This is a genomic window from Microbacterium arborescens (assembly GCF_030369635.1).
In the GTDB taxonomy this organism is placed as follows: Bacteria; Actinomycetota; Actinomycetes; order Actinomycetales; family Microbacteriaceae; genus Microbacterium.
The window spans coordinates 807,974-830,707 of the sequence record NZ_CP128474.1 but is presented as its reverse complement, the minus strand read 5'-3'; the positions used below and the strand labels follow the sequence as shown (position 1 = coordinate 830,707).

22 protein-coding genes and 1 tRNA gene are annotated in these 22,734 nt (G+C 69.7%); 6 read left to right on the top strand and 17 right to left on the bottom strand.

Going from position 1 to position 22,734, the window contains the following annotated elements; all coding sequences use genetic code 11:
- Positions 1–240: 240 nt before the first annotated feature.
- Positions 241–2,862, top strand: coding sequence for a class III lanthionine synthetase LanKC (gene lanKC / locus QUC20_RS03860; protein ID WP_289331004.1), 2,622 nt, complete (start codon positions 241–243; stop codon positions 2,860–2,862).
- A gap of 4 nt (positions 2,863–2,866) precedes the next feature.
- A complete protein-coding gene (locus QUC20_RS03855) occupies positions 2,867–2,983 on the top strand; it encodes a SapB/AmfS family lanthipeptide (RefSeq protein WP_114597945.1) in 117 nt (38 codons plus the stop codon).
- Between the two features lie 68 nt (positions 2,984–3,051).
- Here QUC20_RS03855 and QUC20_RS03850 read toward each other — a convergent pair.
- The 6 genes from QUC20_RS03850 to QUC20_RS03825 form a co-directional block, all read right to left on the bottom strand.
- A tRNA-Tyr gene (locus QUC20_RS03850) sits at positions 3,052–3,133 on the bottom strand.
- A gap of 92 nt (positions 3,134–3,225) precedes the next feature.
- Positions 3,226–3,717, bottom strand: a complete 492-nt coding sequence (locus tag QUC20_RS03845) for an FBP domain-containing protein (protein WP_120263296.1) — start codon at positions 3,715–3,717, stop codon at positions 3,226–3,228.
- Positions 3,718–3,793: 76 nt separating this feature from the next.
- Entirely contained in the window at positions 3,794–5,176 is a 1,383-nt protein-coding gene (locus QUC20_RS03840) for a hypothetical protein (protein WP_289331003.1), read from the bottom strand.
- On the bottom strand, positions 5,173–6,339 hold the full coding sequence (locus QUC20_RS03835; RefSeq protein WP_289331002.1) for a DUF2510 domain-containing protein: 1,167 nt from the start codon (positions 6,337–6,339) through the stop codon (positions 5,173–5,175). The genes QUC20_RS03840 and QUC20_RS03835 overlap by 4 nt, the downstream gene beginning before the upstream one ends.
- 122 nt (positions 6,340–6,461) lie before the next feature.
- Positions 6,462–6,785 (bottom strand): hypothetical protein, encoded by a 324-nt coding sequence (locus tag QUC20_RS03830; protein WP_120263298.1) that lies wholly within the window; start codon positions 6,783–6,785, stop codon positions 6,462–6,464.
- 60 nt (positions 6,786–6,845) lie between these two features.
- The gene (locus tag QUC20_RS03825) at positions 6,846–7,340 is read right to left on the bottom strand and encodes a GNAT family N-acetyltransferase (RefSeq protein WP_289331001.1); all 495 of its coding nucleotides are present in this window, start codon (positions 7,338–7,340) and stop codon (positions 6,846–6,848) included.
- Positions 7,341–7,408: 68 nt separating this feature from the next.
- Here QUC20_RS03825 and QUC20_RS03820 point away from each other — a divergent pair, with 68 nt between their 5' ends.
- A complete protein-coding gene (locus QUC20_RS03820; RefSeq protein WP_289331000.1) occupies positions 7,409–7,897 on the top strand; it encodes a YajQ family cyclic di-GMP-binding protein in 489 nt (162 codons plus the stop codon).
- 18 nt (positions 7,898–7,915) lie between these two features.
- Here QUC20_RS03820 and QUC20_RS03815 read toward each other — a convergent pair whose 3' ends face one another.
- Entirely contained in the window at positions 7,916–8,935 is a 1,020-nt protein-coding gene (locus QUC20_RS03815) for a LacI family DNA-binding transcriptional regulator (protein ID WP_289330999.1), read from the bottom strand.
- A gap of 194 nt (positions 8,936–9,129) precedes the next feature.
- On the opposite strand from QUC20_RS03815, the gene QUC20_RS03810 reads away from it, so the two are divergent.
- Positions 9,130–10,065, top strand: a complete 936-nt coding sequence (locus QUC20_RS03810) for a dihydrodipicolinate synthase family protein (RefSeq protein WP_289330998.1) — start codon at positions 9,130–9,132, stop codon at positions 10,063–10,065.
- A gap of 131 nt (positions 10,066–10,196) precedes the next feature.
- Positions 10,197–11,513, top strand: a complete 1,317-nt coding sequence (locus QUC20_RS03805; protein WP_183045302.1) for an Nramp family divalent metal transporter — start codon at positions 10,197–10,199, stop codon at positions 11,511–11,513.
- Positions 11,514–11,517: 4 nt separating this feature from the next.
- Here QUC20_RS03805 and QUC20_RS03800 read toward each other — a convergent pair whose 3' ends face one another.
- From QUC20_RS03800 to QUC20_RS03755, 10 genes are all read right to left on the bottom strand, one after another.
- A complete protein-coding gene (locus QUC20_RS03800) occupies positions 11,518–12,495 on the bottom strand; it encodes an alpha/beta hydrolase (protein WP_289330997.1) in 978 nt (325 codons plus the stop codon).
- A gap of 64 nt (positions 12,496–12,559) precedes the next feature.
- Positions 12,560–13,855: an ABC transporter ATP-binding protein gene (locus tag QUC20_RS03795; RefSeq protein WP_120263304.1), complete on the bottom strand. Its 1,296-nt coding sequence runs from the start codon at positions 13,853–13,855 to the stop codon at positions 12,560–12,562.
- A gap of 46 nt (positions 13,856–13,901) precedes the next feature.
- Positions 13,902–14,750: a carbohydrate ABC transporter permease gene (locus QUC20_RS03790; protein WP_094262209.1), complete on the bottom strand. Its 849-nt coding sequence runs from the start codon at positions 14,748–14,750 to the stop codon at positions 13,902–13,904.
- Positions 14,750–15,685: a carbohydrate ABC transporter permease gene (locus tag QUC20_RS03785; protein WP_120263305.1), complete on the bottom strand. Its 936-nt coding sequence runs from the start codon at positions 15,683–15,685 to the stop codon at positions 14,750–14,752. The genes QUC20_RS03790 and QUC20_RS03785 overlap by 1 nt, the downstream gene beginning before the upstream one ends.
- On the bottom strand, positions 15,682–16,944 hold the full coding sequence (locus QUC20_RS03780) for an extracellular solute-binding protein (RefSeq protein WP_120263306.1): 1,263 nt from the start codon (positions 16,942–16,944) through the stop codon (positions 15,682–15,684). Before QUC20_RS03780 ends, QUC20_RS03785 begins: the two co-directional genes overlap by 4 nt.
- 150 nt (positions 16,945–17,094) lie before the next feature.
- Positions 17,095–17,460 carry a hypothetical protein gene (locus QUC20_RS03775; protein WP_120263307.1) on the bottom strand — a complete coding sequence of 122 codons (366 nt, stop codon included), beginning with the start codon at positions 17,458–17,460 and terminating at the stop codon, positions 17,095–17,097.
- A gap of 10 nt (positions 17,461–17,470) precedes the next feature.
- Entirely contained in the window at positions 17,471–18,844 is a 1,374-nt protein-coding gene (locus QUC20_RS03770; RefSeq protein ID WP_289330996.1) for an FAD-dependent oxidoreductase, read from the bottom strand.
- Positions 18,845–18,897: 53 nt separating this feature from the next.
- On the bottom strand, positions 18,898–19,908 hold the full coding sequence (locus QUC20_RS03765; RefSeq protein WP_120263309.1) for a polyprenyl synthetase family protein: 1,011 nt from the start codon (positions 19,906–19,908) through the stop codon (positions 18,898–18,900).
- A 93-nt stretch (positions 19,909–20,001) separates the two neighbouring features.
- A complete protein-coding gene (locus QUC20_RS03760; protein WP_289331465.1) occupies positions 20,002–20,682 on the bottom strand; it encodes a class I SAM-dependent methyltransferase in 681 nt (226 codons plus the stop codon).
- A 185-nt stretch (positions 20,683–20,867) separates the two neighbouring features.
- The gene (locus QUC20_RS03755) at positions 20,868–21,401 is read right to left on the bottom strand and encodes a ribonuclease FAU-1 family protein (RefSeq protein ID WP_310790737.1); all 534 of its coding nucleotides are present in this window, start codon (positions 21,399–21,401) and stop codon (positions 20,868–20,870) included.
- A 25-nt stretch (positions 21,402–21,426) separates the two neighbouring features.
- Here QUC20_RS03755 and QUC20_RS03750 point away from each other — a divergent pair, with 25 nt between their 5' ends.
- Positions 21,427–22,719 carry an isochorismate synthase gene (locus QUC20_RS03750; RefSeq protein ID WP_120263312.1) on the top strand — a complete coding sequence of 431 codons (1,293 nt, stop codon included), beginning with the start codon at positions 21,427–21,429 and terminating at the stop codon, positions 22,717–22,719.
- Positions 22,720–22,734: the final 15 nt, after the last annotated feature.

Here is a 22,734-nt window from a genome sequence, read left to right as displayed (position 1 = left end):
TTTCGGGTCTTTAGTCCTTGATGCAGCCGAGGCTGCAGCCGCCAGCTCCCGGCGAGCTTCATCCATTCGGATGAATTTTCACGCTCCAATTGTCGACCGAGAACAGAAGCCCCGTCCGGGTCGCGACGGGGCAACGCCGGGCCGCACGCGCGTCTTTTCACCGCCCGGGACGCGGGCGAGCCCGTGCGCGCCGACCGATGATGACCCTGGGCCCGCCGTACCGGGCCGTGGGGGAAACAGATGGATCCGATCTTCGGGCGTTTCGCGACACGGGATCGGATGTTCTACGACTCCCCGAGCGCGGACGGCGCCGGCACCGACACACCGGACGACACTCACCGCTATGCGCCGGCGACGGCCGCCTCGTGGGCTGACTGGCGGCGGAGCCGACGGCATCCGTGGACCGTCTGGATGCCGCCTGAACCACACCTGCCCGACCAGGGGTGGAAGGTGCATGTCACGGCCCTGCCCGACGCGGCCGCGGCCGTGCTCGAGATCGTCTCGGCCTACTGCCACCGGCATGGTGTCGCGTTCAAGCATCTGGTCGACAAGCGAGCGCTCGACGCCGTACTGGCGAAGGATGCCGACCGGTCGGGAGCGGGCAAGTTCATCACGCTCTACCCACCCTCGGTCGAACGCCTCGAGCACTGTCTGGTCACGCTCGACGAGGCGCTCGGCGGGCGACCCGGCCCCTACATCCTGTCGGATCTGCGCTGGAACGCCGGTCCGCTGTTCGTCAGATACGGCGCCTTCACCGACCACGAGGTGATCGTCGACGGCGAGGCCGTGGCGGCGGTACGCGATCCACGAAGCGGCACCTGGGTTCCCGACCGGCGCGAGGCGGGCTTCCATGTGCCGCCCTGGGTCGAGCTGCCGGGCTTCTTGCAACGCCAGCTCGAGGCGCTCGGCAACGAGCCGCCGGCGGGTTTTCCGGAGATCACCGGGGCCCTGCACTACTCGAACGCCGGCGGTGTCTACACCGGAATCCTCGACGGGGCGCCCGTCATCGTGAAAGAGGCGCGGCCGTTCGCCGGTTGGACGCCGGACGGGAGGGATGCCGTTGCGCGGCTGCGCGACGAGGAGCGCACCCTGCGTGCCCTCGGCGGCGTCGTGCGCGTACCGGAGGTGCGAGCCTCGTTCGACGCGCACGGCCATCGCTTCATCGTCCTCGAGCAGCTGCCGGGCCAGCCGCTCGACCGGGTCGTCTCGACGACGAGCCCGCTCACCGCCGCGGTGTCCACCGCCGAGGAGCGCCACGCGTACCGCGACCGGATGCTGCTCGTCCTCGATGCCCTGCGACGGGAGATCTCCCGCCTGCACGCCTCGGGCCGCACCCACGGGGACCTGCATCCGGCCAATGTCCTCGTCGACGCGGACGGATCGGTCGGTCTCATCGATCTCGAGATGTCGGTGCCCGCCGCCTCCCGCGCCGCCGCCGTCCTCGGCGCAGCCGGATTCGCGCTGCCCGACGAGACCGATCCCGTGCGACGCGACGAGCACGCGCTCGCGTGCATCGAGCTACACGTCTTCCTGCCGCTCACGAGTGTGCTGGCGCTTCAGCCGGCGAAAGCCCGATCGCTGGTCGCGGAGGCGGCCGCGACCTTCGACCTGCCTCGCGACTGGTCGGAACGCGTGGCGGCGAGGCTCAGTCACGAGCGCGGCGACGACAGCCGCGGAGGCGGGCACAGGCTCTCGCATCCGACGTCGACCCCGACCATTGAGCAGGTCGCGGAGCAGCTGCTCGCCGATGCGACCCCTCACCGGCTCGATCGGCTGTGGCCAGGCGACCCGCGCCAGTTCCGCGAACCCAGGTTCTCGCTCGCCCACGGCGCCCTCGGGGTCGCCCTCGCGCTCGGCGCCGCCGGCATCGCGCTCCCCGCCGAGCTGCGCGCATGGGTGGAGCAGTCGATCTCGGAGGCGTGGGACGACCACCCTCGCCTCGGGTTGATGGATGGCGCCGCCGGCGCGATCTGGGCCTGTCGCCGCCTCGGGTTCATCGCAGAAGCTTCGACTCTCCGCGAGCGGCTGCACGGCGTCGACCTCGCCGATGCGACCGTCGGATCCGACCTCGCCTCGGGCCTTCCCGGCATCGGCCTCGCCCTCCTCGCCGAACCGGGCGATCCCGGCGCTCTGGAGCCGGCGATCGCCATCGTCGACCGCCTCAGCGAACGCTGGGGGCTCATCGGCGCAGACGCGCCGCCAGCACCGGTGGTGTCGCCGCGTCGGGGCGGCCTCATGGGCGGCGCGAGCGGAACCGCACTCCTGGCGCTGCGGCTGTTCGAGCGCACCCGAGACCGGCGGTTCCTCGAGATCGCCCGACGCGCCCTCGCGGTCGACCTCCGGTCGCTGCGCCGCGATTCGGACGGGTCGTTGCAGGTGGATCAAGGGTGGCGCCTGCTCCCCTACCTCGCCCACGGGTCGGCCGGCATCGGCCTCGTGCTCGCGCAGTATCTGTCGCACGAGCCGGACGACGAGCTGCATGACGCGCTGCGCGGGATCATCCGCGCGGCGTCGGCACCCTTCGTCGTGCAGCCGGGCCTCTTCGCGGGCCGGGCCGGGCTCGCGATCTTCCTCCAGTCGCTGGAGGCGACCGGCCACGCGAGCGCGGAGACGGTGCGCGCTCGCGACCACCATCTCTCGCAGATGAGGCTGCACGCCCTCGAAGCCCCGGCCGGCGTACGCGTCGTCGGAGACGGGATGCTCCGCGCATCATGCGACCTCGCGACCGGAGCCGCTGGTGTGCTGCTCGCTCTCGTCGCGGCATCCCCACACGCCCAGACGACCGACCAGCCGCTTCTCCCCCTGCTCCCCCCGGTGCTCGCACCCGTCGGTCCCCCGGCGGCGATCGAACCGAGGAGGTGAGGAAATGGGCTTCATCCTGTCGCTGCAGACGCTCGAGAAGAGCGAGGACGAGCACCGCACGGTCCTGGCCAGCACGCTGAGCATCGGCCTGTGCCGAAGCACAGTGTCGACCGCCTGCTGAAACGCGGCATCCGCGCCCCATGGAGCGCAAACGAAAGGGCCCCCGCTCAGCGGGGGCCCTTCTCGATGTGGCGAGTGAGGGATTCGAACCCCCGAATGCAATGCAGTCTGATTTACAGTCAGATCCCTTTGGCCGCTTGGGTAACTCGCCAGTGCGCACCCGCCCGGCTTGTGCAGTCGACCGGAGGCGCGAGAACCCATATTACCCCCTGTGACCGCGTGCTCCGAACCATGGCGGAGCTCTCAGTCGTCGGTGCCGATGACCCGTCCGACGAAGGCCTCGGTGCGGTGGCGCGTGCCGTCGATCCGGCGATCGACGCTGGCTCGGATCTCGCTAGGCGCGAGTGGTCCGGCGATGCGCACGTTGTCGTGGCAACCGAGGTCTGCGCAGATGTAGGTGCCGATCGTGTCGCCGGCATCGCCCCCGGGCCCCGCTTTGCGGGCGCTGAAGAGCGTCACCTGGTCGCCGGGCTGCATCGTGTGACAGAGGTTGCAGAGCGCGGAGCGTGCCCGCGAGCTTCCCGACGCCGCGCGCAGCACGACTCCGACCGGGGTGCCCTCGTGCTGGGCGATGAGATAGCCGCGTTCGCGCGAGTTCGGATCGCGCCACGCGAGGAAGTCGAGGTGGTCCCAATCGAGCAGCATGAAGTCGATCGGCATCGCCATGATCCGACGGTCGTCGGCGGTCGCGTTCACGAACGAGGCGCGGACTTGTTCTTCGGTCAGAGCTTGCACGCGTTCCAGCCTACGAAGCGCGCGCCGCTCGCGGGCCGCCCCCGCTGCAGCCGGGCGCACGACACGGGGCCCGCCGTCACTGAGACGCGACCCATGCCTGCCAGTCGGCCTCGGTGAAGTCCGTGCTGTCGACGAAGAACCCACCGCCGACGACGGCGTCCACCGCCATCGTCCAGGCCGTACCACCATGGGCGTCGGCGTACGCGTAGAACGACCCCGCGGCGTCGTATGCGAGGCCGGCGTCCTGGCTGCGCAGCGCCTCGTCGGAGAAGGCGCCCATCCCCTGCGAAGCGATGGCTGCCTTCACCTCGGGCCGCAGGTAGCCGGGGTCGGCGAGACCCGACTTCCATTCGACGAAACGGGCGAACCCCTCATGGACCGCGACGGGCGGAGCGATGAACGATCCGGGGGCCGCGGTGTTGTGGAGCGCGTGCGCGAACTCGTGGACGAACACCTTGTCGCGGGCCGATTCACTGCCCGGCCCCATCACGACGAGGGTGCCGGAGGTATCGGCCCCCGTCGCGATCGCGGGGTCGAGAAAGCGCTGTGCCATCTGCGGGCGCAGGGTCGGCCGGGCGTAGCCCGCGACATCCATGTCCCACGGCGTGCCCTTGCCGTACTGCCAGCGTTCGAAGCGGCCGTCGTCGCCGGTGATGGCCGAGACGAAGCCGTCCTGAGTGGGCTCACCGCCGAGCGCCCGAATCGTGTCGAGCGCGGTGACGGCCGACTGCTCAGCCACGTCGGCATTCTGCTCCACCAGATCGGCCTCGTCGCGCATGCCGAACAGGACGACGTGATCGCGCTTGGCGACGTGGATCTCGCCCTCGTCCCACGGGTTCGGCTCCCGCGACGGGACGATGGACGTGATCGTCGCGGGCTCAGGCGGCTCCGTGTCCTCGTACCGGTCGAACGAGCGGGTGGGGTCTGTGCCGGGCTCGAAGGTCACGGTGTACGCGAACCCCTGGATGAGGTCGAGGCCTGCGTCGCGGTCGCCGGCACCTCGCTCGGGGCGCGCCGCGAAGGCGTACTGCGCGCCGAGGATGACCTCGATCGTGCCGGCCTCGTCGACGTCGAAGTCCGACGGGGCGATCGCCGCGACGTCCCACCCGATCTTGCTCGAGTTGTCCCACCACAGCGCGAGCTGCGCCGCAGCGTCGCCGGTGGCGTGGGCGAGGAACCGCTCGCGGTCCTTGTCGCGCATCGCTGCGTTCATCTCGGTGAACGTCGCGCTGGCGGGGGTCGCGAGGTCGTTGTCGGCCCAGGGCGCCCACCCGACCGGGACGTCTGCCGCAGGCCCCGCCTCGGGCGTCCGCGGCCACAGGACGAGACCCGAGGCGACGGTCAGCAGCAGCGCGCCGACACCGAGAGAGGCGATGACGATCTGCATCGTCCGCGCCGCCCGATTGCGGGGCTGGCGCTCCGGCGACTCGGCGGCCTGCGCTGGCGTGGTGTCGGTCATCGGGTCTCCGCCTTCGAGATGAGGATGATGCGGCGTTCGGAGTCGTTCGTCAGCTCGCCGCCGACGCCCGTCGATGCGAAGACGAACACGTAGTCGGCGTCACCCGCAGAGATGAGGTACTGCTCGAGGGGCGCGGGGGTACTCGGGTCGTTGTGCCACCCCATGAGGTCGGTGAGCGGCGCAGCCTGACCCACGACCGGGAACCCAGCCGCGAGGGCGTCGATATCGATGCCGTCGTCGAACGATGTCGAGGTGCCGCCGCTCAGGCAGATGGCGGCGAGTACGCCCTCGGTGCGCGCGATCTCCGACAGCTGCGACAGCACGACGTCAGAGGTGTAGCAGGCCTGATCGACGCGCGCGGGCTCGAAGCTGGTCGTCGCGACGACCTCTCCCTCATAGGCCGCCGCCGAGGCGGCGCCCGTCACCCGCCAGGGCCCGACGGCAGTCGGCGTCTCGCCCTGGCGCGCAGCGGAGGGAACGTCGTCGCCGTAGTAGTAGGGACGGGTCAGCCAGATCTCGCGCGTCGAGGTCGCCGTCTGCGGTGTGCCGTCGACCGTGAAGGTGTAGGTCATATCGACCAGGGCCTTGGCGGTGTCCGCGCCGCTCGGCGACTCGTAGCCCGCGGTTCCGTTGACGCCGTACAGGATGCCGCGCTTGTCGTACTCGATCGACAGGTCGAGCACCTCGGCAGCGCGAGCGTCGCCGAACAGCGGTGTCGCCGCACCCGAGATCGCGATGTACCCGGGCGAGGCGTACTCCGTCCACGAGGGATCGTCGGCCGTCGCCGCGGCGAGGAAGCCGTCGACGACATCCGGCGCCTCCGACGTGGCCGCCGCGTTCGCCGAGACGACGGTCCACCCGACGAACCCGGCCGCACCGCCGACGATGAGGAGAGTCGCCGCGAGCACGATCCATGTCGCGCGCGTCATCGCCTTCTGCCCGGGCGCCCGGGGAGTGCGAGCGGGGGCGGGTTGCTCCTGGGGCGCCGCCGCTTCGGGTGCGGCCGCCTGGCCGGCATCCGCCGAGGACTGCTGTGCTGCGGGGTAGGGCGAGACGTGGTCGGTCCATCGCTGGCCGTCCCAGTACCTCAGCTGCGGCTGCCCCGAAGGATCGGGATGCCAGCCTGCCGGCGCCGTCGGAACAGATCCCGGCACGTCGTTCACAAATCCCCCTCCACCCCGGCCGCGAGCACCGCCGGTTCGAGACGATGCTATTGGCTCGCGCGAAGTGGCTCATACGCCTGCTTTTCCGCGCCGGCTCTGCTAGCGCCCGGCGCCACCGCCGGTCAGACGAACCAGCCGCCCAGCAGGCCGCTCCCCAGCAGCACCTGGCCCCCGCCGAGGACGACACCGGCCACGGGCCACCCGTATCCCGCGCGTTCGCCGCGCGCCGTGATCAGCCCGATGATGCCGAGCACGCCGCCGACCGCGCCCGCGGCGACCGAGATGGGCAGGGCGACGAACAGCATCCATCCCCAGAGGGGATCGACCGTGGCCGCGAGGAGGAACACGAGCCCCACGGCGAGGATGCCGATGCCCGCGACGATCGTGGCGGCGATGCCCCACCCGCGCGCGCGGCGTCGGGGCGGGGCAGCAGGCTCACTCATCATGGCGCGAGCCTAGCGTCGCCCCCGGCGGGTGCCGGCGGTCGCCGACGGACGCGGCTGAGGTCAGCGGACCATATGGGCGTCCGTGATGGCGGGAGCAGCCGGGTCGATCTTCTCCATCCCGTCGAAATCGAACCCGTTTCTGACGTAGAAGGCGATCGCTCGCGGATTCTGCTTTGCGACCCACAGAGTCGCAGGCGCCGTCCCGAGCGCCGAGTCCAGGAGCGCCTGGCCCACGCCCGTGCCGTGATGAGCAGCGGAGACGTAGATCGCGTAGAGATGGGTGTCGCGCACGGGCTTCTCATTGCCTTCGGCAGAACTCGGACCCACCAGAGCGAAGCCCACGATGCGACCGTCCTGCTCGGCGACGCGCACCGTGACCGCGGGAGAAGGATCGTTGAGGATCTGATTCCACATCCGATGCCGCGAGGCGACGTGTTCCTCGTCGAAGAACCCGCCCGGCAGGAGGTGTGCGTACGCCTCTCGCCAAGTGGCGACGTGGAGTTCGGCGAGCGGCGCTGCTTCCCCGACGGCGGGCTCTCGGATCACGAAGCTCATGCCTCCCACTCTGGCAGGGATGGGCACGATCGTGGCAGGGCGCACGGCGGCTCGGTAGGCTGAGCGGCATGGCAGATTCCTCGTTCGACATCGTCAGCAAGATCGATCGCCAGGAGGCCGACAACGCGCTGAACCAGGCCCGCAAGGAGGTCGAGCAGCGCTACGACTTCAAGGGCACCGACGCTTCCATCGAATGGTCGGGCGAGTCGATCCTCATCAAGGCGAACTCCGAAGAGCGCGCCAAGGCCGTGCTCGACGTCTTCCAGACGAAGCTCATCAAGCGGGGCATCTCGCTCAAGAGCCTCGATTCGGGCGAGCCCACCGCCTCGGGCCGTGAGTACCGCATCGTCTCGACGCTGAAGGAGGGCATCTCGTCGGAGGATGCCAAGAAGATCAGCAAGATGATCCGCGACGAGGGCCCGAAGTCGACCAAGTCGCAGATCCAGGGCGACGAGCTGCGCGTGCAGTCGAAGTCGCGCGACGACCTGCAGGAAGTGCAGCGGATGCTGAAGGCCGCCGACCTCGACGTCGACCTGCAGTTCGTCAACTACCGCTGACCCAGCCGAACCCCCGGCTCAGCGGCGGGGCGCCGTCGAGGCGCGCGGAATGAGGGTGGGCATCGCGCGGACGATCTGCGGCGTCGCAGGGTCGGTCGTCAGGAGGATGTCGAGGGCTGACGTCGCGATCTGATCGAACGGCGTGCGCACCGAACTCAGCGGGACGGGCAGACGTGACACGAGCGGGATGTCGTTGTACCCGACGATCGAGAGGTCCTTCCCCGTCTCGAGCCCCATCGATCGCGCGACGCTGAGCACGCCGATCGCGAGGTTGTCGTTGGCTGCGAAGATCGCGGTGGGACGAGAGGGGCCGGCCAGCAGTGTCTCGGCGGCTTCCATCCCGTGGTCGAGGCCGTAGCCGACCGCCATCACTCGATCTTCGGGGAGGGTCACGCCGGCCTCGGCGAGAGCGCGGTTCGCGCCGCTGCGCCGGTCGCGCCCGCTCGAGGTGAACCAGGGGCCGGTGACGACGGCGATGTCGCGGTGCCCGAGGTCGAGCAGGTGCCGCATCGCGAGATAGCCGCCGGTCTCGTCGTCGCCGAGTGAGGCCGGGCTGACCCCGTCGGTCCGCAGCGCGAGCACATGCGGGATGCCGCGGTCTCGCAGCGACGCCGGGAGCGAGTCGTCGATGCGCGCGGTCGCGAGCACGAGACCGTCGACGTTCCGGTCGAGCAGGGTCTCGGTGGCGCGGCGCTCCTCCTCACCGTCGTCGCCGCATGTCGCGACGACGGCGAAGTAGCCGCGCTGCCGCGCAGCGCGTTCGACCGCCTCGAACATGAGTGCCATGACGGCGTCGGTGAGCCTCGGCACGAGAACGCCGATCGTGCCCGTGGCGCCCCGGCGAAGCCCCGAGGCGAAGACGTTGCGGCGATAGCCGAGCTCCTCTGCGAGAGCGCGAACGCGTTCCGCTGTCGCCGACCGGGAGGGCGGAGTGCGGTCGTCGAGGATGCGACTCACGGTCGAAATGCTGACGCCCGAGGCGGTCGCGACGTCCTTGAGGGTCACGACGTGCCTGACGTTCCGGTCGCCTTCGGCCATGTCTCGCCTCCCCTCGCGAGTGTAGTCGGGACGTACCGAGCGACAAGAACCTTCCCGCGAACGTTCCTGAGGCGCTTGACATCGACAATCGTCGGGAGCAGACTGCAAACGTTCCTGCAAACGTTATTGGTCACAGGAACAGCCATCCGGCACCTCCCCGATCTCGACGACGAGACCTCACTCAAGGAGACGACATGGTCCTCGACCTCCGCGGCCTGAACCCCGCCCCTGTCACCCCGTTCACCGTCGACGGCGACGTCGACTACGACGCCATCGCACGGCTCGGCTCGTGGCTCGGCTCCATCGAGGGGGTGAAGAGCCTGGTGGTCCTCGGCCACGCCGGCGAAGGGACCTTCCTCACCGAGAAGGAGCAGCTCGACGTCATCCGCGCTTTCCGCGACTCCGTCGAAGACCGGCTGCCGATCATCGCGGGCATCACGAAGGAAGGCAACGCCACCGCCGCCCTCGAGGCCAAGGACGCCGCGACCGCGGGAGCGCGCGGCGCCCTGGTCTACCCCTCGCACGGCTGGCTGCGCTTCGGATTCCAGCCGGGCGCCCCGCAGACGCGCTACCGCGCGATCTGGGAAGAGTCGGGGCTCGAGGAGATCCTCTTCCAGTACCCCGACAACACCAAGGCCTCCTACGACCTCGACACCCAACTCGAGATCGCCGGACAGGAGGGTGTGAACCACACGAAGAACGGCGTCCGGAACATGCGTCGCTGGTACACCGAGATCCCGGCGCTGCGTGCGGCGTACCCCGAGCTGCAGATCCTGTCGTGCCACGACGAATACCTGTTGCCGACGATGTTCGACGTCGACGGGCTCCTCGTCGGCTACGGAAACATCGCACCGGAGCTGCTCGTCGACCTGATCACCGCGGGTAAAGCGCGTGACTACGCCGCCGCCCACGCCATCCACGAGCGCCTGCTGCCCGTGACGAAGGCGGTCTACCACCGTGGCTCACACATGGAGGGCACCGTCGCCCTGAAGTGGGGTCTGGTCAACCGTGGCATCCTGGACCACGCGACGGTCCGGGAGCCGCTGCTGCCCCTCCCCGCCGGCGCAGACGCCGAGATCGCCGCGGCCTTCGCCTCGGCCGAGCTCGGCAGCGTCACCGTTCCCGCATAAGACACCCCGGGCGGCCGGAGCCCGCATCCGGCCGCCCCCTCCGCCCCGTTCCGCTCCCCCGACGCGTTGCAGCGCCGGCTCGAAGTCGATGACGACTGCGCGGCATCCCGCCGCCCTCCGAAGGAGTCCCCATGAGCGACCGCACCACTTCACGTCCACCCGCCACCCCCGCGACCGGCCACGGCCGGATCTCGACCGAGACGGTGCGGAGCATCGTCGGCAAGAACCCCGTCCGGCGAACGTTCTGGCGTCGCCTGGCCCTGATCGGCCCCGCGTTCGTCGCGGGAGCATGGCAGTTCGGACCGGGAAACCTCACCACCGCGATGAACGCCGGAGCCGGCTACGGCTACGGCCTGATCTGGGTCATCATCGTCTCGACCATCCTGATGGTGTTCCTCACCGACATGAGCGTGCGTCTGGGCATCCGCACGCCGGTCTCGCTCATCTCGTCGATCAAAGACAGCCTCGGTCGATGGACCGGAGTCGCCGCCGGCTTCGGCGTCTTCCTGATCACCCTCTGCTTCTCGGTGGGCAACGCCGTCGGCTCGGGCGTCGGGCTGGCGATGCTCATCCCGGGGAGCTCACCCGTCATGTGGACCGTCATCTGCACGGTCGCCGTCGCCACCATCCTGCTGATGAAGGGCATCTACGGCATCGTCGAGAAGATCCTGATCGTCATCGTGGCGATCATGGCGTTCTGCTTCGTCGTCTCGGCGTTCGTCTCCAACCCCGACTGGGCCGCTGCCGGTCTCGGCCTGATCCCCGTCGTCCCCGACGGAGCCTGGCTGCTCATCATCGGTCTCGTGGGAACCAATTTCTCGATCAACGCCGCGTTCTTCGCGTCCTACGGCACCAAGGCGCGTTCACGCACCGAGTCGGAGTACCGCGACATCACAATCGTCGACACCATCCCCGGCATCGTCGCCCCGGGCATCATGACCGCCCTCGTGATCGTCGTGTCGGCATCCGTGCTCTTCGACACGGGAACCGATGCGCCCGGTGCCTTCGTCGGCCTCGCCCGCATCTTCGAGCCGGTCGCGGGACCGGTGGGCACCTGGATCTTCGCGCTGGGATTCTTCGGTTCGGCCTTCTCGTCGATGATCCCCAACTGCATCGCGGGAGGCACGTTGCTCTCGGATGCCATCGGGCGCGGCGCGTCGGCCGAGACGCTGACAGCGCGGCTCGGGAGCGCTTTCATCCTGGCCTTCGGCATCACCATCACCGTCGCTTTCGCGGGCTCGTCGCCGGTCGAGCTGATCGTGCTCGCACAGGCCCTCACGGTGCTGTTCGCGCCCCTGCTGGCCGCCCTGATCATCGTCATGGCGAACAACCGGGCACTCATGGGCCCCCTCCGGAACCGGTGGTGGCAGAACGCGCTCGGCATCGTCGGCTTCCTGTCGGTGCTCGCCCTCTCGATCCGATTGCTGATCAGCCTCATCGCGGGCTGAGCGCTCACCGGTCGAGGCCGCTGACGAACGACACCAGTCGGTCGGCGGCCTCGGCTCGCGCGCGTGCGGCCGAGAGGAAGACGTCGTGCAGCGCCCCGTCGATACGGGCGATCGTGACGGTCGCGGCGATGCGGGTCGCAGCGCGCGCGATGTCGTCGACGACCAGCACCGAATCGGTCGAGGTCATCGTGTCGTTCCACCGCAGGGGCGACGTCGAGCGGGCCGAAAGCAGCACGAGCGCGGGGGCGCCGACATCGACCCCGGCTGCGACGCGCGCATGCCCCGCGATGACGGCGGCGAGCCACGCGGGATGCGTAGGAAAGCCCTGTTCGGGTCGCCAGCCGTCGGGCGCTTCCGGCAGGCTCCCGACCTCGCGCTGGGCCCGCGTGTAGAACCCGAGATCGACCACGGGATGGCTTCCGCGCGGATCGAACCGCGCCCGGACCTCGACGAGCGGCGCCACCGCCTGCCTGCCGAGCGGCCCGAGCTGAAGCTCGAGCCACGGGCTGTTCAGGACTACGGCTGCAGCTCGCCCCGGGTGGCGCGCCGCCCACAGCGTGAGCGTGAGTCCGCCGGTGCTGTGCCCGAGAAGCACGAGCCGCCGGCCCTGACGTTCGGTGTCCATCGCGGCGAGCGCGGCCTCGATGTCGTCGTCATAGACGTCGAGCGACGTGACGTAGCCGCGGGCCTGACCGGGGCGGATGCTGCGGCCGTACTTGCGCAGGTCGAGGGCATGGAAGCGCGCACCACGATCGGTGAACACGCGGGCGAGATCGGTCTGGAAGAAGTAGTCGGACCAGCCGTGGACGTACAGCACGTCGATGTCACGCCAGGCCCCGAACAGACGGAGACCCGGATGCGGCATCGCGCGCACGAGCGTCGCGACGACCTCGCCCTCGTCGTCCGAACCGAGCGGAAGCGTCGCCTGCTCGAAACCGGGACCCAGCAGATCGGGGCCCCATGTCACCTCGTCCGCCCGCATATCCCCACCCTAGGTCGTGGAGATCCGCGGGCGCTGGGTCAGCCGGGCAGCTGGGCGAGCCGGTTCAGGCGGCGGAACTCTCCCGCGTCCCCGCGCCGGCGCCGGAACCGCTGCGACGAGCCTCGCGTTCCTGGGCACGCTGCAGCGCGCGCTTGCGCTGCTCCCGGGCATCCTCTTCGAGCATCGCAGCCCGGTCCTCGTCGCGCGTGAGGTTGTCGCCCGTCTCGGGGTCGAACACGTGCAACGAGTCGGGCGAGAACCACAGCGTCGCCGGGTCGCCGGCACGGATGTTGCTGAGCGAGTCGAGTGCCACGACGAGCTCGGTCCGCAGCCCTTCGCCGTCGAGATCACGATCGAGCTCGGTGAGCTTCTTGTGCACCGACTCCTCGACCTCGAACGGGATGTAGGCGTACAGCACCTCGCCGAGCCACTCGGTCATCTCGACGTCGACCTCGGCCCGGACGCCCCCGTCGAGCGGACGGTCGGACGTCTCGGCATCCTCGAACGCGTCGGGACGCACGCCCACGATGACGAGCTCGCGGTCTCCGATCGCGCGGCGCAGGCGGTCATCGAGAGGAACGTCGAACATCGGCAGCTTGAGGGTGTCGCCCTCGACCGTGCCGTGCAGGAAGTTCATCGGCGGCGACCCGATGAAGCCGGCGACGAAGAGGTTCACCGGCTGCTCGTACAGGCCGCGCGGGCTGGCCACCTGCTGCAGCTCGCCTCGGCGCAGCACCGCGACGCGATCGCCGAGGGTCATGGCCTCGGTCTGATCATGGGTGACGTAGACCGTCGTCGTGCCGAGCGACCGCTGCAGCCGGGCGATCTCGGTGCGCATCTGGCCCCGCAGTTTCGCGTCGAGGTTCGACAGCGGCTCGTCGAAGAGGAACGCGCGAGCGTTCCGCACGATCGCGCGCCCCATCGCGACACGCTGCCGCTGGCCGCCCGAGAGGTTCGCCGGCTTGCGCTCGAGGTGCTCGTCGAGCTCGAGCAGGCTCGAGGCCCGGCGTACGCGCTCGTCGATCTCGTTCTCGGGCACATTGCTCGACTTCAGTCGCATCGGGAAGGCGATGTTCTCGTAGACGGTGAGGTGCGGGTACAGCGCGTAGTTCTGGAACACCATCGCGAGATCGCGGTCCTTCGGCGCCTTGTCGTTCACGACGTCGCCGTCGATGAGCATCTCGCCGCTCGTGATGTCCTCGAGGCCCACGATCATCCGCAGCAGCGTCGACTTGCCGCATCCGGACGGCCCGACGAGGATCACGAACTCGCCGTCGGCGATGTCGAGGTCGACGCCCTTCACCGCCGTGAAGCCGTCGTCGTACGTCTTCACGATGTTCTTCAGCGTGATGGAGGCCATGACGTTCCCTTCGAAGTGAGCGTGGCAACGGCGCGGATGCGGGAGGTCATCCCTTCACCGCGCCCTGCGTGAGGCCGGACACGATCCGGCGCTGGAAGATGACGACGACCACGACGATCGGGATCGTCACGATGATGGCGGCGGCCGAGATCGCGCCCGTGGGCTGTTCGAACTGCGACGCGCCCGTGAAGAACGACAGAGCCGCGGGCACGGGGCGCGCCGCACTCGTCGAGGTGAGCGAGATGCCGTAGACGAAGTCGTTCCAGGCGATGAAGAACGCGATGATCGCCGTCGTGAACACGCCGGGAGCCGCCAGCGGCACGACCGTCTTGCGGAACGCCTCGAACGGCGTCGCACCGTCGACCTGCGCCGCCTGCTCGAGCTCCCACGGGATCTGGCGGAAGAACGCCGCGAGCGTCCAGATCGCGATCGGCAGCGTCAGCGACAGATACGGGATGATGAGGCCGAGCCACGTGTCGTAGAGCCCGATCACCCGCCACAGATTGAACAGCGGGGTCACGATCGAGACGATCGGGAAGACCGACACCGCGAGCGCGGTCACGAGGATGATGCGCTTGCCGCGGAACTCCAGCCGCGCGATCGCGTAGGCGCAGAGCGTCGCGAGCACGACGGCGACGAAGGTCGCGATGAGCGAGATGCCGACCGAGTTGCGCAGCGCCGGCAGGAACAGGTCTTGAGCACCGCCGCCGGGGGCGAGGATCTCGGTGTAGTTCTCGAGGGTCCATTCCTGCGGAAGCAGGGTCCCCGAGAACAGACCCGACGGCGTTTTGAACGACGTCATGAGAATCGAGAACACGGGGAACAGCGACCACACGAGCACGGCGATGATGATCGCTGCCCATCCGATCCGCTGCGGCCAGGTGAGGGTGCGCATCAGGAGTCCCGTCCCGTCGCCAGGTCGACTTTGAATCCCTTGATGAAGATCGCCGCGATGATCAGGACGCTGAGGAACAGCAGCACCGAGATCGCCGACCCGAGACCGATCTCGAGGCGCCCGATCGAGGTGTTGTACGCCAGCAGCGACAGCGCCTCGGTATCGTTCGCGCCGCCGGTCATGATGTAGATGTTGTCGAAGATGCGGAACGCTTCGAGCGTGCGGAAGAGCACCGCCACCATGATGGCGGCCTTCATGTTCGGCAGGATGACGCGACGCATGACCTCCCACCCCGTGGCCCCGTCGACCTTCGCGGCCTCTTCGAGCTCGCCCGGGACCTGTGCGAGGCCCGACAGCAGCAGCAGCGAGATGAACGGCGTCGTCTTCCACACCTCCGAGAAGATGATCACGACGAGCGACGTGCCCTGCTCGGCGAACCAGTTGAGTTCGGGATCGAACCCCGGGATCCAGCTCAGCCAGTTGTTGACGTAGCCGCCCGAGTTGATGTCGAACGCGTAGAACCAGGCGAAGGCGGCGACGACCGTGATGATGCCGTAGGGCACGAGGATGGCGGTGCGCGCGAGACCGCGCAGCTTCTTGATCGCCCGGTGCATCACGAGCGCGAGGAGGAAGCCGAGGATGAGCTCGAGCAGCACGGTGACGACCGTGATGAAGAGCGTCACCCCCATCGACCGCCAGAACGCGGGGTCGCTGAGGACGACCCGGTAGTTCTCGAACAGGACGAACGACCGCTCGTCGGGGGCCGTGAGCCGCAGGCTGAACAGCGAGTCGAAGAGCGCTTGGCCGATCGGATACATCGTGACCAGCAGCATGATGACGAATGCCGGACCAGCCAGCATCCAGCCCAGTCGTCCCTCGGCGCGCGCTCGCGCGGAGCGGCGGGGCCGCGGCACCGGGGCCTCGCGCGTGCTCACAGCAGACGCTCCCCTCGCAGGACGGCGAGGATGAACTCGCTCGACGTTCGCGGGGTCGTCTCGGGGTCGACGGCGGCCGGCGGGTGCCAGGTGCGCTGGAGCCCGATGGAGATCTCGTTGTAGTACGGCGTCTGCGGTCTCGGCACCCCCAGGTCGAGCGATTCGCGGATGGTGTCGGCCATCGGGAACTCCTCCTGCACGCGAGGATCGTCGTAGGCGGCGGCGTTGGACGGCGGGTTGCCGTCCGTGACGAAGTACTCCGACTGGTTCTCGGGCTGGACGATGCACTCGACGGCCTGCCAGGCGAGGTCGGGGTTCTTGCTGAAGGCGCCGACGCCGAGGTTGATGCCGCCCACGGGAGGTGCAGCCGGCGTGTCGGCATCGACGCGCGGGTACACGGCCCAACCCAGGTCATCGGCGATGGCGGGGTCGGCGCCGGTCATCGCCGGCCAGACGAACGGCCAGTTGACCATGAACGACCCCTGCTCACCCTGGAACAGGTTCATGTTCGCGTTCTCGTCGGCGGTCGGGAGCCCTGAGCCGCCGAGCCCCTCGGCTCCGATGCGGTGGATGATGTCCGCGGCGGCGCGGCCGGCGTCGCTGTCGAGCCCCAGCTCGAGCTCGTCGGCCGGGGCCTCGGGGTTCTTCAGGATCTCGCCGCCGGCCGACGCGACGAGAGCGTTGATCCACACGGTGAGCGACTCGGCCAGCGCGCCCTGAACACCCAGCCGAAGATCCTGCTCCTCGGCGACGGCGATGATGTCGTCCCACGTGACCGGCTGCGACATGTCGAGACCGGCCGCGTCGACCACCGACTGCCGATACCAGAGCAGCTGCGTGTTGGCCCAGAACGGAACGGTCACCAGCTCGCCACCCCAGCTCGCGGAGTCGATGGCTCCCTGGACGATGCCGTCGGTGTTCTGGAGCTCCTCGGGAACGTCGTCGAGGAACCCGGGCTCGGCGAGCTCCGGGATGAACGGCGGATCGAGGCTCATGATGTCGAGCGAGGCGTCGCCCGCAGCGAGGCGGCGAGCCAGCTGCTCACGCTGCGACGCGGCGTCGCGCGGCAGCAGCGACGTCTCGATGCGATAGGCACCTTCCGCGGCATCCGTGCAGGCTGCGGCGATGCGCGCCTGCCCACCGTCGTCGGGGTTGATGTACCAGGTGAGCGTGGGCACACCATCATCGGGGGCGCAGGCGCCGAGCGTCGCAGCGAGTGCGACCACCGATGCGGCTGCCAGGACCCGGGTCGTGCGCATCGGGCCTCCTCGTTCCGTATCGTCGCGTCCCGGCGCGCTCACGGCACCGGGCGTTCCCCCATCATGGCGTCGGAGGAACGCTGCGACCACGGGTTGCCCAACCCGATGCGCTGTAGTACATCGGGCGGTTCGGACGAGGGATCCGGGTGATCAGGCCTCGGCGACCGGGCTCTCGATCTCGGCTGGATCGTCGCCGTCGAAGGCACGCGACTTCGTCTCGAGGAAGGCGCAGAGCGTCGAGACCATCGCGAGCTCGGTCGACAGGGCGAGGGCGCCGCCCGCGCCGAGGCGCAGCTCGGTCTCGCGCGCCTCGAACGTGATGCGCCACGTGTTGCCGCCGGGAACGTCGGGTTCGATGTAGGTGACGGTCTGCGCGTTCATCATGTTGATCGCGACGAGTCCGGTGTCACGACCGAGGCTGCCGTCCTGCGGGATCACCTTCACAGCGAGCGAGTACCCGAACCGCTGGAACTCCTCGATCCACGCGTCGAGAGTCTGCTTGCTCCGAAAAGTCATCGCCCTGTCCTCACTCGCCACGCGAGATGGAGACCATCTCGTCGCGATCGACGACCTTCACCCGCGCGCGCTCGGCGGGCGCCCCGAGCGCGATCTCGTGCTCGTCGAGCCGGTGCCAGCCGTCGAGGTCTGTCCACGCCACACCGCGCTCGGTCAGCAGGTCGAGCACCCCCTGTTCGGACGGATCGGCCGGCTGCCACCATGAGCCCTGGTCGTTGATGACGTGGCGGACGGTCTCCATGGCGTCGGACTTCGTATGACCGATGAGTCCCACGGGCCCGCGCTTGATCCAACCCGTGGCGTAGACGCCGGGCACGCGCTCGTTCGAGTCCTCGTGGAGCACCTGTCCCTCGTGGTTCGGGATGACGCCGTGCGTGGCGTCGAAGGGTACGCCCGGCAGCGGCGAACCGAAGTAGCCCACCGCGCGGTAGAGGCCCTGGAGCGCGACCTCGCGCAGCTCACCGGTGCCTTCGACCCCGCCCTGCCCGTCGGGGCGTGTCCGCTCGTAGACGAGGGCGGCCACGCGGCCGGCGGAATCCTTCTTGACCTCGACGGGCTTGGCGTAGAAGTGCAGGTGCAGGCGACGCGAGGCCTCTCCCCCGGTGCCGTTGACGCTCGGGCGCTGCCGCCACGACTGCAGCACCCGGTCGATGACCATCACCTGCTTGTTCGATGCGATCGCCGCCTTCGACGCCTCGTCGTAGTCGAAGTCCTCGTCGTAAACGACGAGGTCGACGTCGCGCAGGTCGCCGAGCTCACGCAGCTCGAGCGGGGTGAACTTCACCTGGGCGGGTCCGCGGCGTCCGAAGATGTGGACGTCGGTCACGGCCGACGAACGGAGCCCCTGATAGACGTTGGCGGGAATCTCGGTGGCGAGGAGGTCGTCGGCGTGCTTGGCGAGCACGCGAGCGACGTCGAGCGCGACGTTGCCGTTGCCGATGACGCCGACGGAGGCGGCATCCAACGGCCACTCACGCGGGAAGTCGGGGTGGCCGTCGTACCAGCTGACGAAGTCGGCGGCGCCGTATGAGCCGTCGGCGTCGATGCCGGGGATGTCGAGCGCGGCGTCGCGGACGGCCCCGGTGGCGAAGATGACCGCGTTGTAGTGGTGCTTGAGGTCGTCGAGCGTGATGTCCTCGCCGAAGCGCACGTTGCCGAACAGACGGATGTCGCCGCTGTCGATCACGTCGCGGAGTGCGTTGATGATGCCCTTGATGCGCGGGTGGTCGGGCGCCACGCCGTAACGGACGAGCCCGTAGGGCGCAGGCAGGTGGTCGAACAGGTCGATCGAGACGTCGAACTTGCGCTCGGCCTTCAGCAGCAGATCCGCGGCGTAGATGCCGGCGGGCCCGGCTCCGACGATGGCCAGCCTCAGCTTGGTCATGGATGTTCCTCGTTCCTGGTCGCACCCGGGCGCGGGCGCAGCGGGGGTCTGTGTCAGCTGGCGCGGTCGACGACGACCTCGGCGAACCGGGTCAGTGCGTCGCGCACGGCGCCGGAGGGCAGCGGCGCGAGAGCCGCGACGGCGTCATCGGCCCATTTCTCGGCGAGCCGCCGTGTCTGCGCCGTCACATCGTGGTCGCGCAGACGGGCGAGCGGCTCGTCGAGGATCGCGGGATCCGCACCCTCTGCGATCTCGGTGACACCGCGGTCGATCGTGGCGGCGAGCTCGCGGGAGGCGTCGTCGCCGGCGCGGGTCAGCAGCAGATAGGGCATCGTCGGCACCCCGGCGCGCAGATCGGTTCCCGGTACCTTGCCGGTCGCCTCGGGGTCGGCCGAGAGGTCGATGACGTCATCGAGCAATTGGAAGGCGACGCCGGCCTTCTCGCCGAACGCGAGCAGCGGCTCGGCGAGCTCTTCGGGTCCGCCCGAGAAGAGCACGCCCACCTGGGCCGCAGCGGCGATGAGCGAGCCGGTCTTGTCGGCGAGCACCTGGATGTAGAACTCGACAGGGTCGTCGTCGGGCTGTGCGCCGATGGTCTCGTGCATCTGTCCGAGCACCAGACGCTCGAAGGTATCGGCCTGCACGCGGATCGCTCGCTCGCCGATGCGCGCCATCAGCTGGCTCGCCCGCGAGAAGAGGAGGTCACCGGTGAGGATCGCGACGTTGTTCCCCCACACCTCGTGCGCACTGGGGACGCCGCGCCGCTTGTCGGCACCGTCCATGACGTCGTCGTGGTAGAGCGAACCGAGGTGCGTCAGCTCGAGCGCGGCGGCGCCGGCGATGACGTCCTCGGTCGCACCGTTGCCGAGCTGAGCGGTCAGCAGCGCCAGCATGGGCCGCAGCCGCTTGCCGCCGGCTTCGTAGAGGTAGCGCGTCTTGGCGTCGACCAGCGCGTCGCTGACGGTGAGCTCATCGCCGAGGCGTGTCTCGACGCGCTCGAGCCCGGCTTCGACGGTCGCGAGCAGCTTGCGGGTGCGGGGTCCGGCGAAGATGCGCTCGGTCATCCCGAGGTGCTTCGCCAGCCGCGGCGCGGATGGGCTCGATGTCACGGCTCCAGCCTACCGGCCGGGCGACGACGCCGATCCGCGCCGGCCGGTTCAGACGGCGGGCTTGACAGCGCGGTGCAGCGCGACGATGCCGAACGACAGATCGCGGTGCGCGACCTCGTCCCAGCCGGCCTCGCGGATCCATCCGGCGAGGGTGCGCTGGTCGGGCCAGTCGCGGATCGACTCGTTCAGGTAGTCGTACGCCTCGGCGTTGGAGCTCACCAGGCGCGCCACCCGAGGCAGGACCCGGTCGTTGTAGAACCGGTAGAGCCCGGCGAAGGCGCGGGACGGCGGCTGCGAGAACTCGCTGATGAGCAGGCGGCCACCGGGCTTGGTCACCCGCAGCATCTCGGCGAGCGCCTTCTTCGGCTCGTTGACGTTGCGGAGGCCGAACGAGATGGTGACGACGTCGAACTCGGCATCCTCGAAGGGCAGGTTCGTGGCATCCGCTTCGACGAACGACAGATTCGGGATGCCGCCGCCCGGCGCCTGCGCACCGTACCGGCGGACGCCCTCGGCGATCATGCCCGGTGAGAAGTCTGCAGCGACGACCTCGGCGCCGCTGCGGGCGAGCGAGACCGAGCTCGCCCCCGTTCCTGCGGCGAGGTCGAGGATGCGCTCCCCCGGCTTCGGGTCGATCGCGCGCGTGGCCGCGATGCGCCAGAGGCGGTCCTGGCCGAGGCTGAGGACGTCGTTGGTGCGGTCGTAGGCGCCGGCCACCTGGTCGAACATGCCGCTCACGCGCGACGGGTCCTTGCCGAGGTCGGCGCGGTTGGGCTCGCTGGTCACGGTTCGAGTCTAGGTGCGGCGGTGCCCCGCGAGCCCCGCTCCGCGAGGTCCCACTTCGGCCGGGTATGAGCCGGTGTTTCCCGGCCGAAGTGGGACCTCGCGGGGGTGAGACGGGGGTGAGACGGGGGTCAGGGGGCGGGGAGGGAGGCCAGGATGCCGAGCCAGTGGGCGGCGGTGGCTTCGTCGAAGGGCGGACGGTGCGCGGTGACGGCGGCCTCGAGATCGACCGCGAGGGCCTCGAGGTCGGCGACGATCTCGAGCGGGTAGCCGTAGGCGACACGGTGCTCGTCCCACTCGTCGCGGTCGTCGATCCAGATGCCGCGGGTGGCGGAGTCGACGACATCCAGGTCCATGTCGATCGCGGTGGGCTCGCCGCCCTCGTCCCACCGGGCGTCCCAGGCGATGTCGATGTAGACGCGGGTCGGATGCGGCGGGGCGTTCATCGTGAGGACCCATTCACCGACGGGCGGAAGGAGCATGACACCGGGATGCGTCGCGACGAAGTCGCGCCCGGGCCGGCTGCTGCGGTCGCCCGGACGCTGGCCGAACCAGTCGCCGTGCTCGTCGCTGCCGAGGTACGTGCAGGCGTGCACCCAGTGGGTTCCGCCGTTCCACTTGCGCCAGCGGAAGGTCACCGGGGTTCCCGGCTCGGGGCGGAGCATCACGCGCCGAGTCTAGGCTGGTCGGGTGAACGATTCTGCGCCCGCCGCCCGGCTGCGCGTGGTCACTCGCGAGATCGAGGCACCCGACGAGCTGCTGGTCTTCGCCGACCCGCACGACCCGACGGTGTGGTCGCGCCGGGGCGACATCCTCGTGGGGCGCGGCACCGCCGCGGCCTTCGATTCAGCCGAGGCGAACCCCGGTCCCCGCGAGGCCGCCGACTGGTGGCGCCGAACGGTCGCCGTCGCTGAGATCGATGATCCGGTCGGGCTGCCCGGTTCCGGCCTCGTCGCGTTCGGCGCCCTGCCGTTCGATCCTCGTCCCGACGACCGCGCCGACGCGTCGACACCGGGTCTGCACTTCGCCGTGCCCCGGGTCATCGTGGGTCGTCGCGGGTCGCGCGCGTGGGTGACGTCGATCACCGCGGATGGTTCGGATCCCACCGCTGCCCTGCCCGCGACGATCGGCTTCGGCCCGCACTGGTCGGCGACGACCGGTCCCGGCGCGCTGACTCCGGACGGATATCAGGAGATCGTGCGCGCCGGCGTCGACGCGATCACCGGCGGAAACCTGCAGAAGGTCGTCCTCGCCCGCGATCTCGCGGGGACCGTACCCCCGCACGCCGACCTCCGGCGTCTCGTCCGCGCCCTGTCGTCGGCGTATCCCGACACATGGGCGTTCGCCGTCGACGGTCTCATCGGGGCGAGCCCCGAGACCCTCGTCACCGTGTCGGGCGGTACCGTCACCGCGCGCGTGCTCGCGGGAACGATCGCCCGTGGCGCCGACGCCGACGCCGACACGGCGGCATCCCTGTCGCTGGCGACCAGCACGAAGGACCTCGACGAGCACGGATATGCGGTGCGCAGCGTCCTCGACGCGCTCCGTCCGTCGACCTCGTCGCTGGTCGCCGGAGAACAGCCGTTCATGCTCAAGCTGCCGAACGTCTGGCACCTCGCCACCGACGTCGAGGGGGAGCTCGCCGGGGATGCCTCGGCCCTCGACCTCGTCGCAGTGCTGCACCCCACCGCCGCCGTCGCGGGAACGCCGACGCCGACCGCGCTCGACGAGATCCGCCGCCTCGAGCCGTTCAGCCGGGGGCGATATGCCGGACCCGTCGGATGGATCGACGCGCACGGTGACGGCGAGTGGGCCATCGCGTTGCGGTGCGCGCAGTTCCGTCCGGGCGACCGCGCCGACGACGGCGTCTCGATGCCCTTCACCGCGTACGCCGGTGCGGGCATCGTGGGTGCGAGCGACCCGGAGTCGGAGATGCTCGAGACGCGGGTGAAGTTCCGCCCGATCATCGACGCGCTCGCTTGAGCCGCGTGCAGCCTC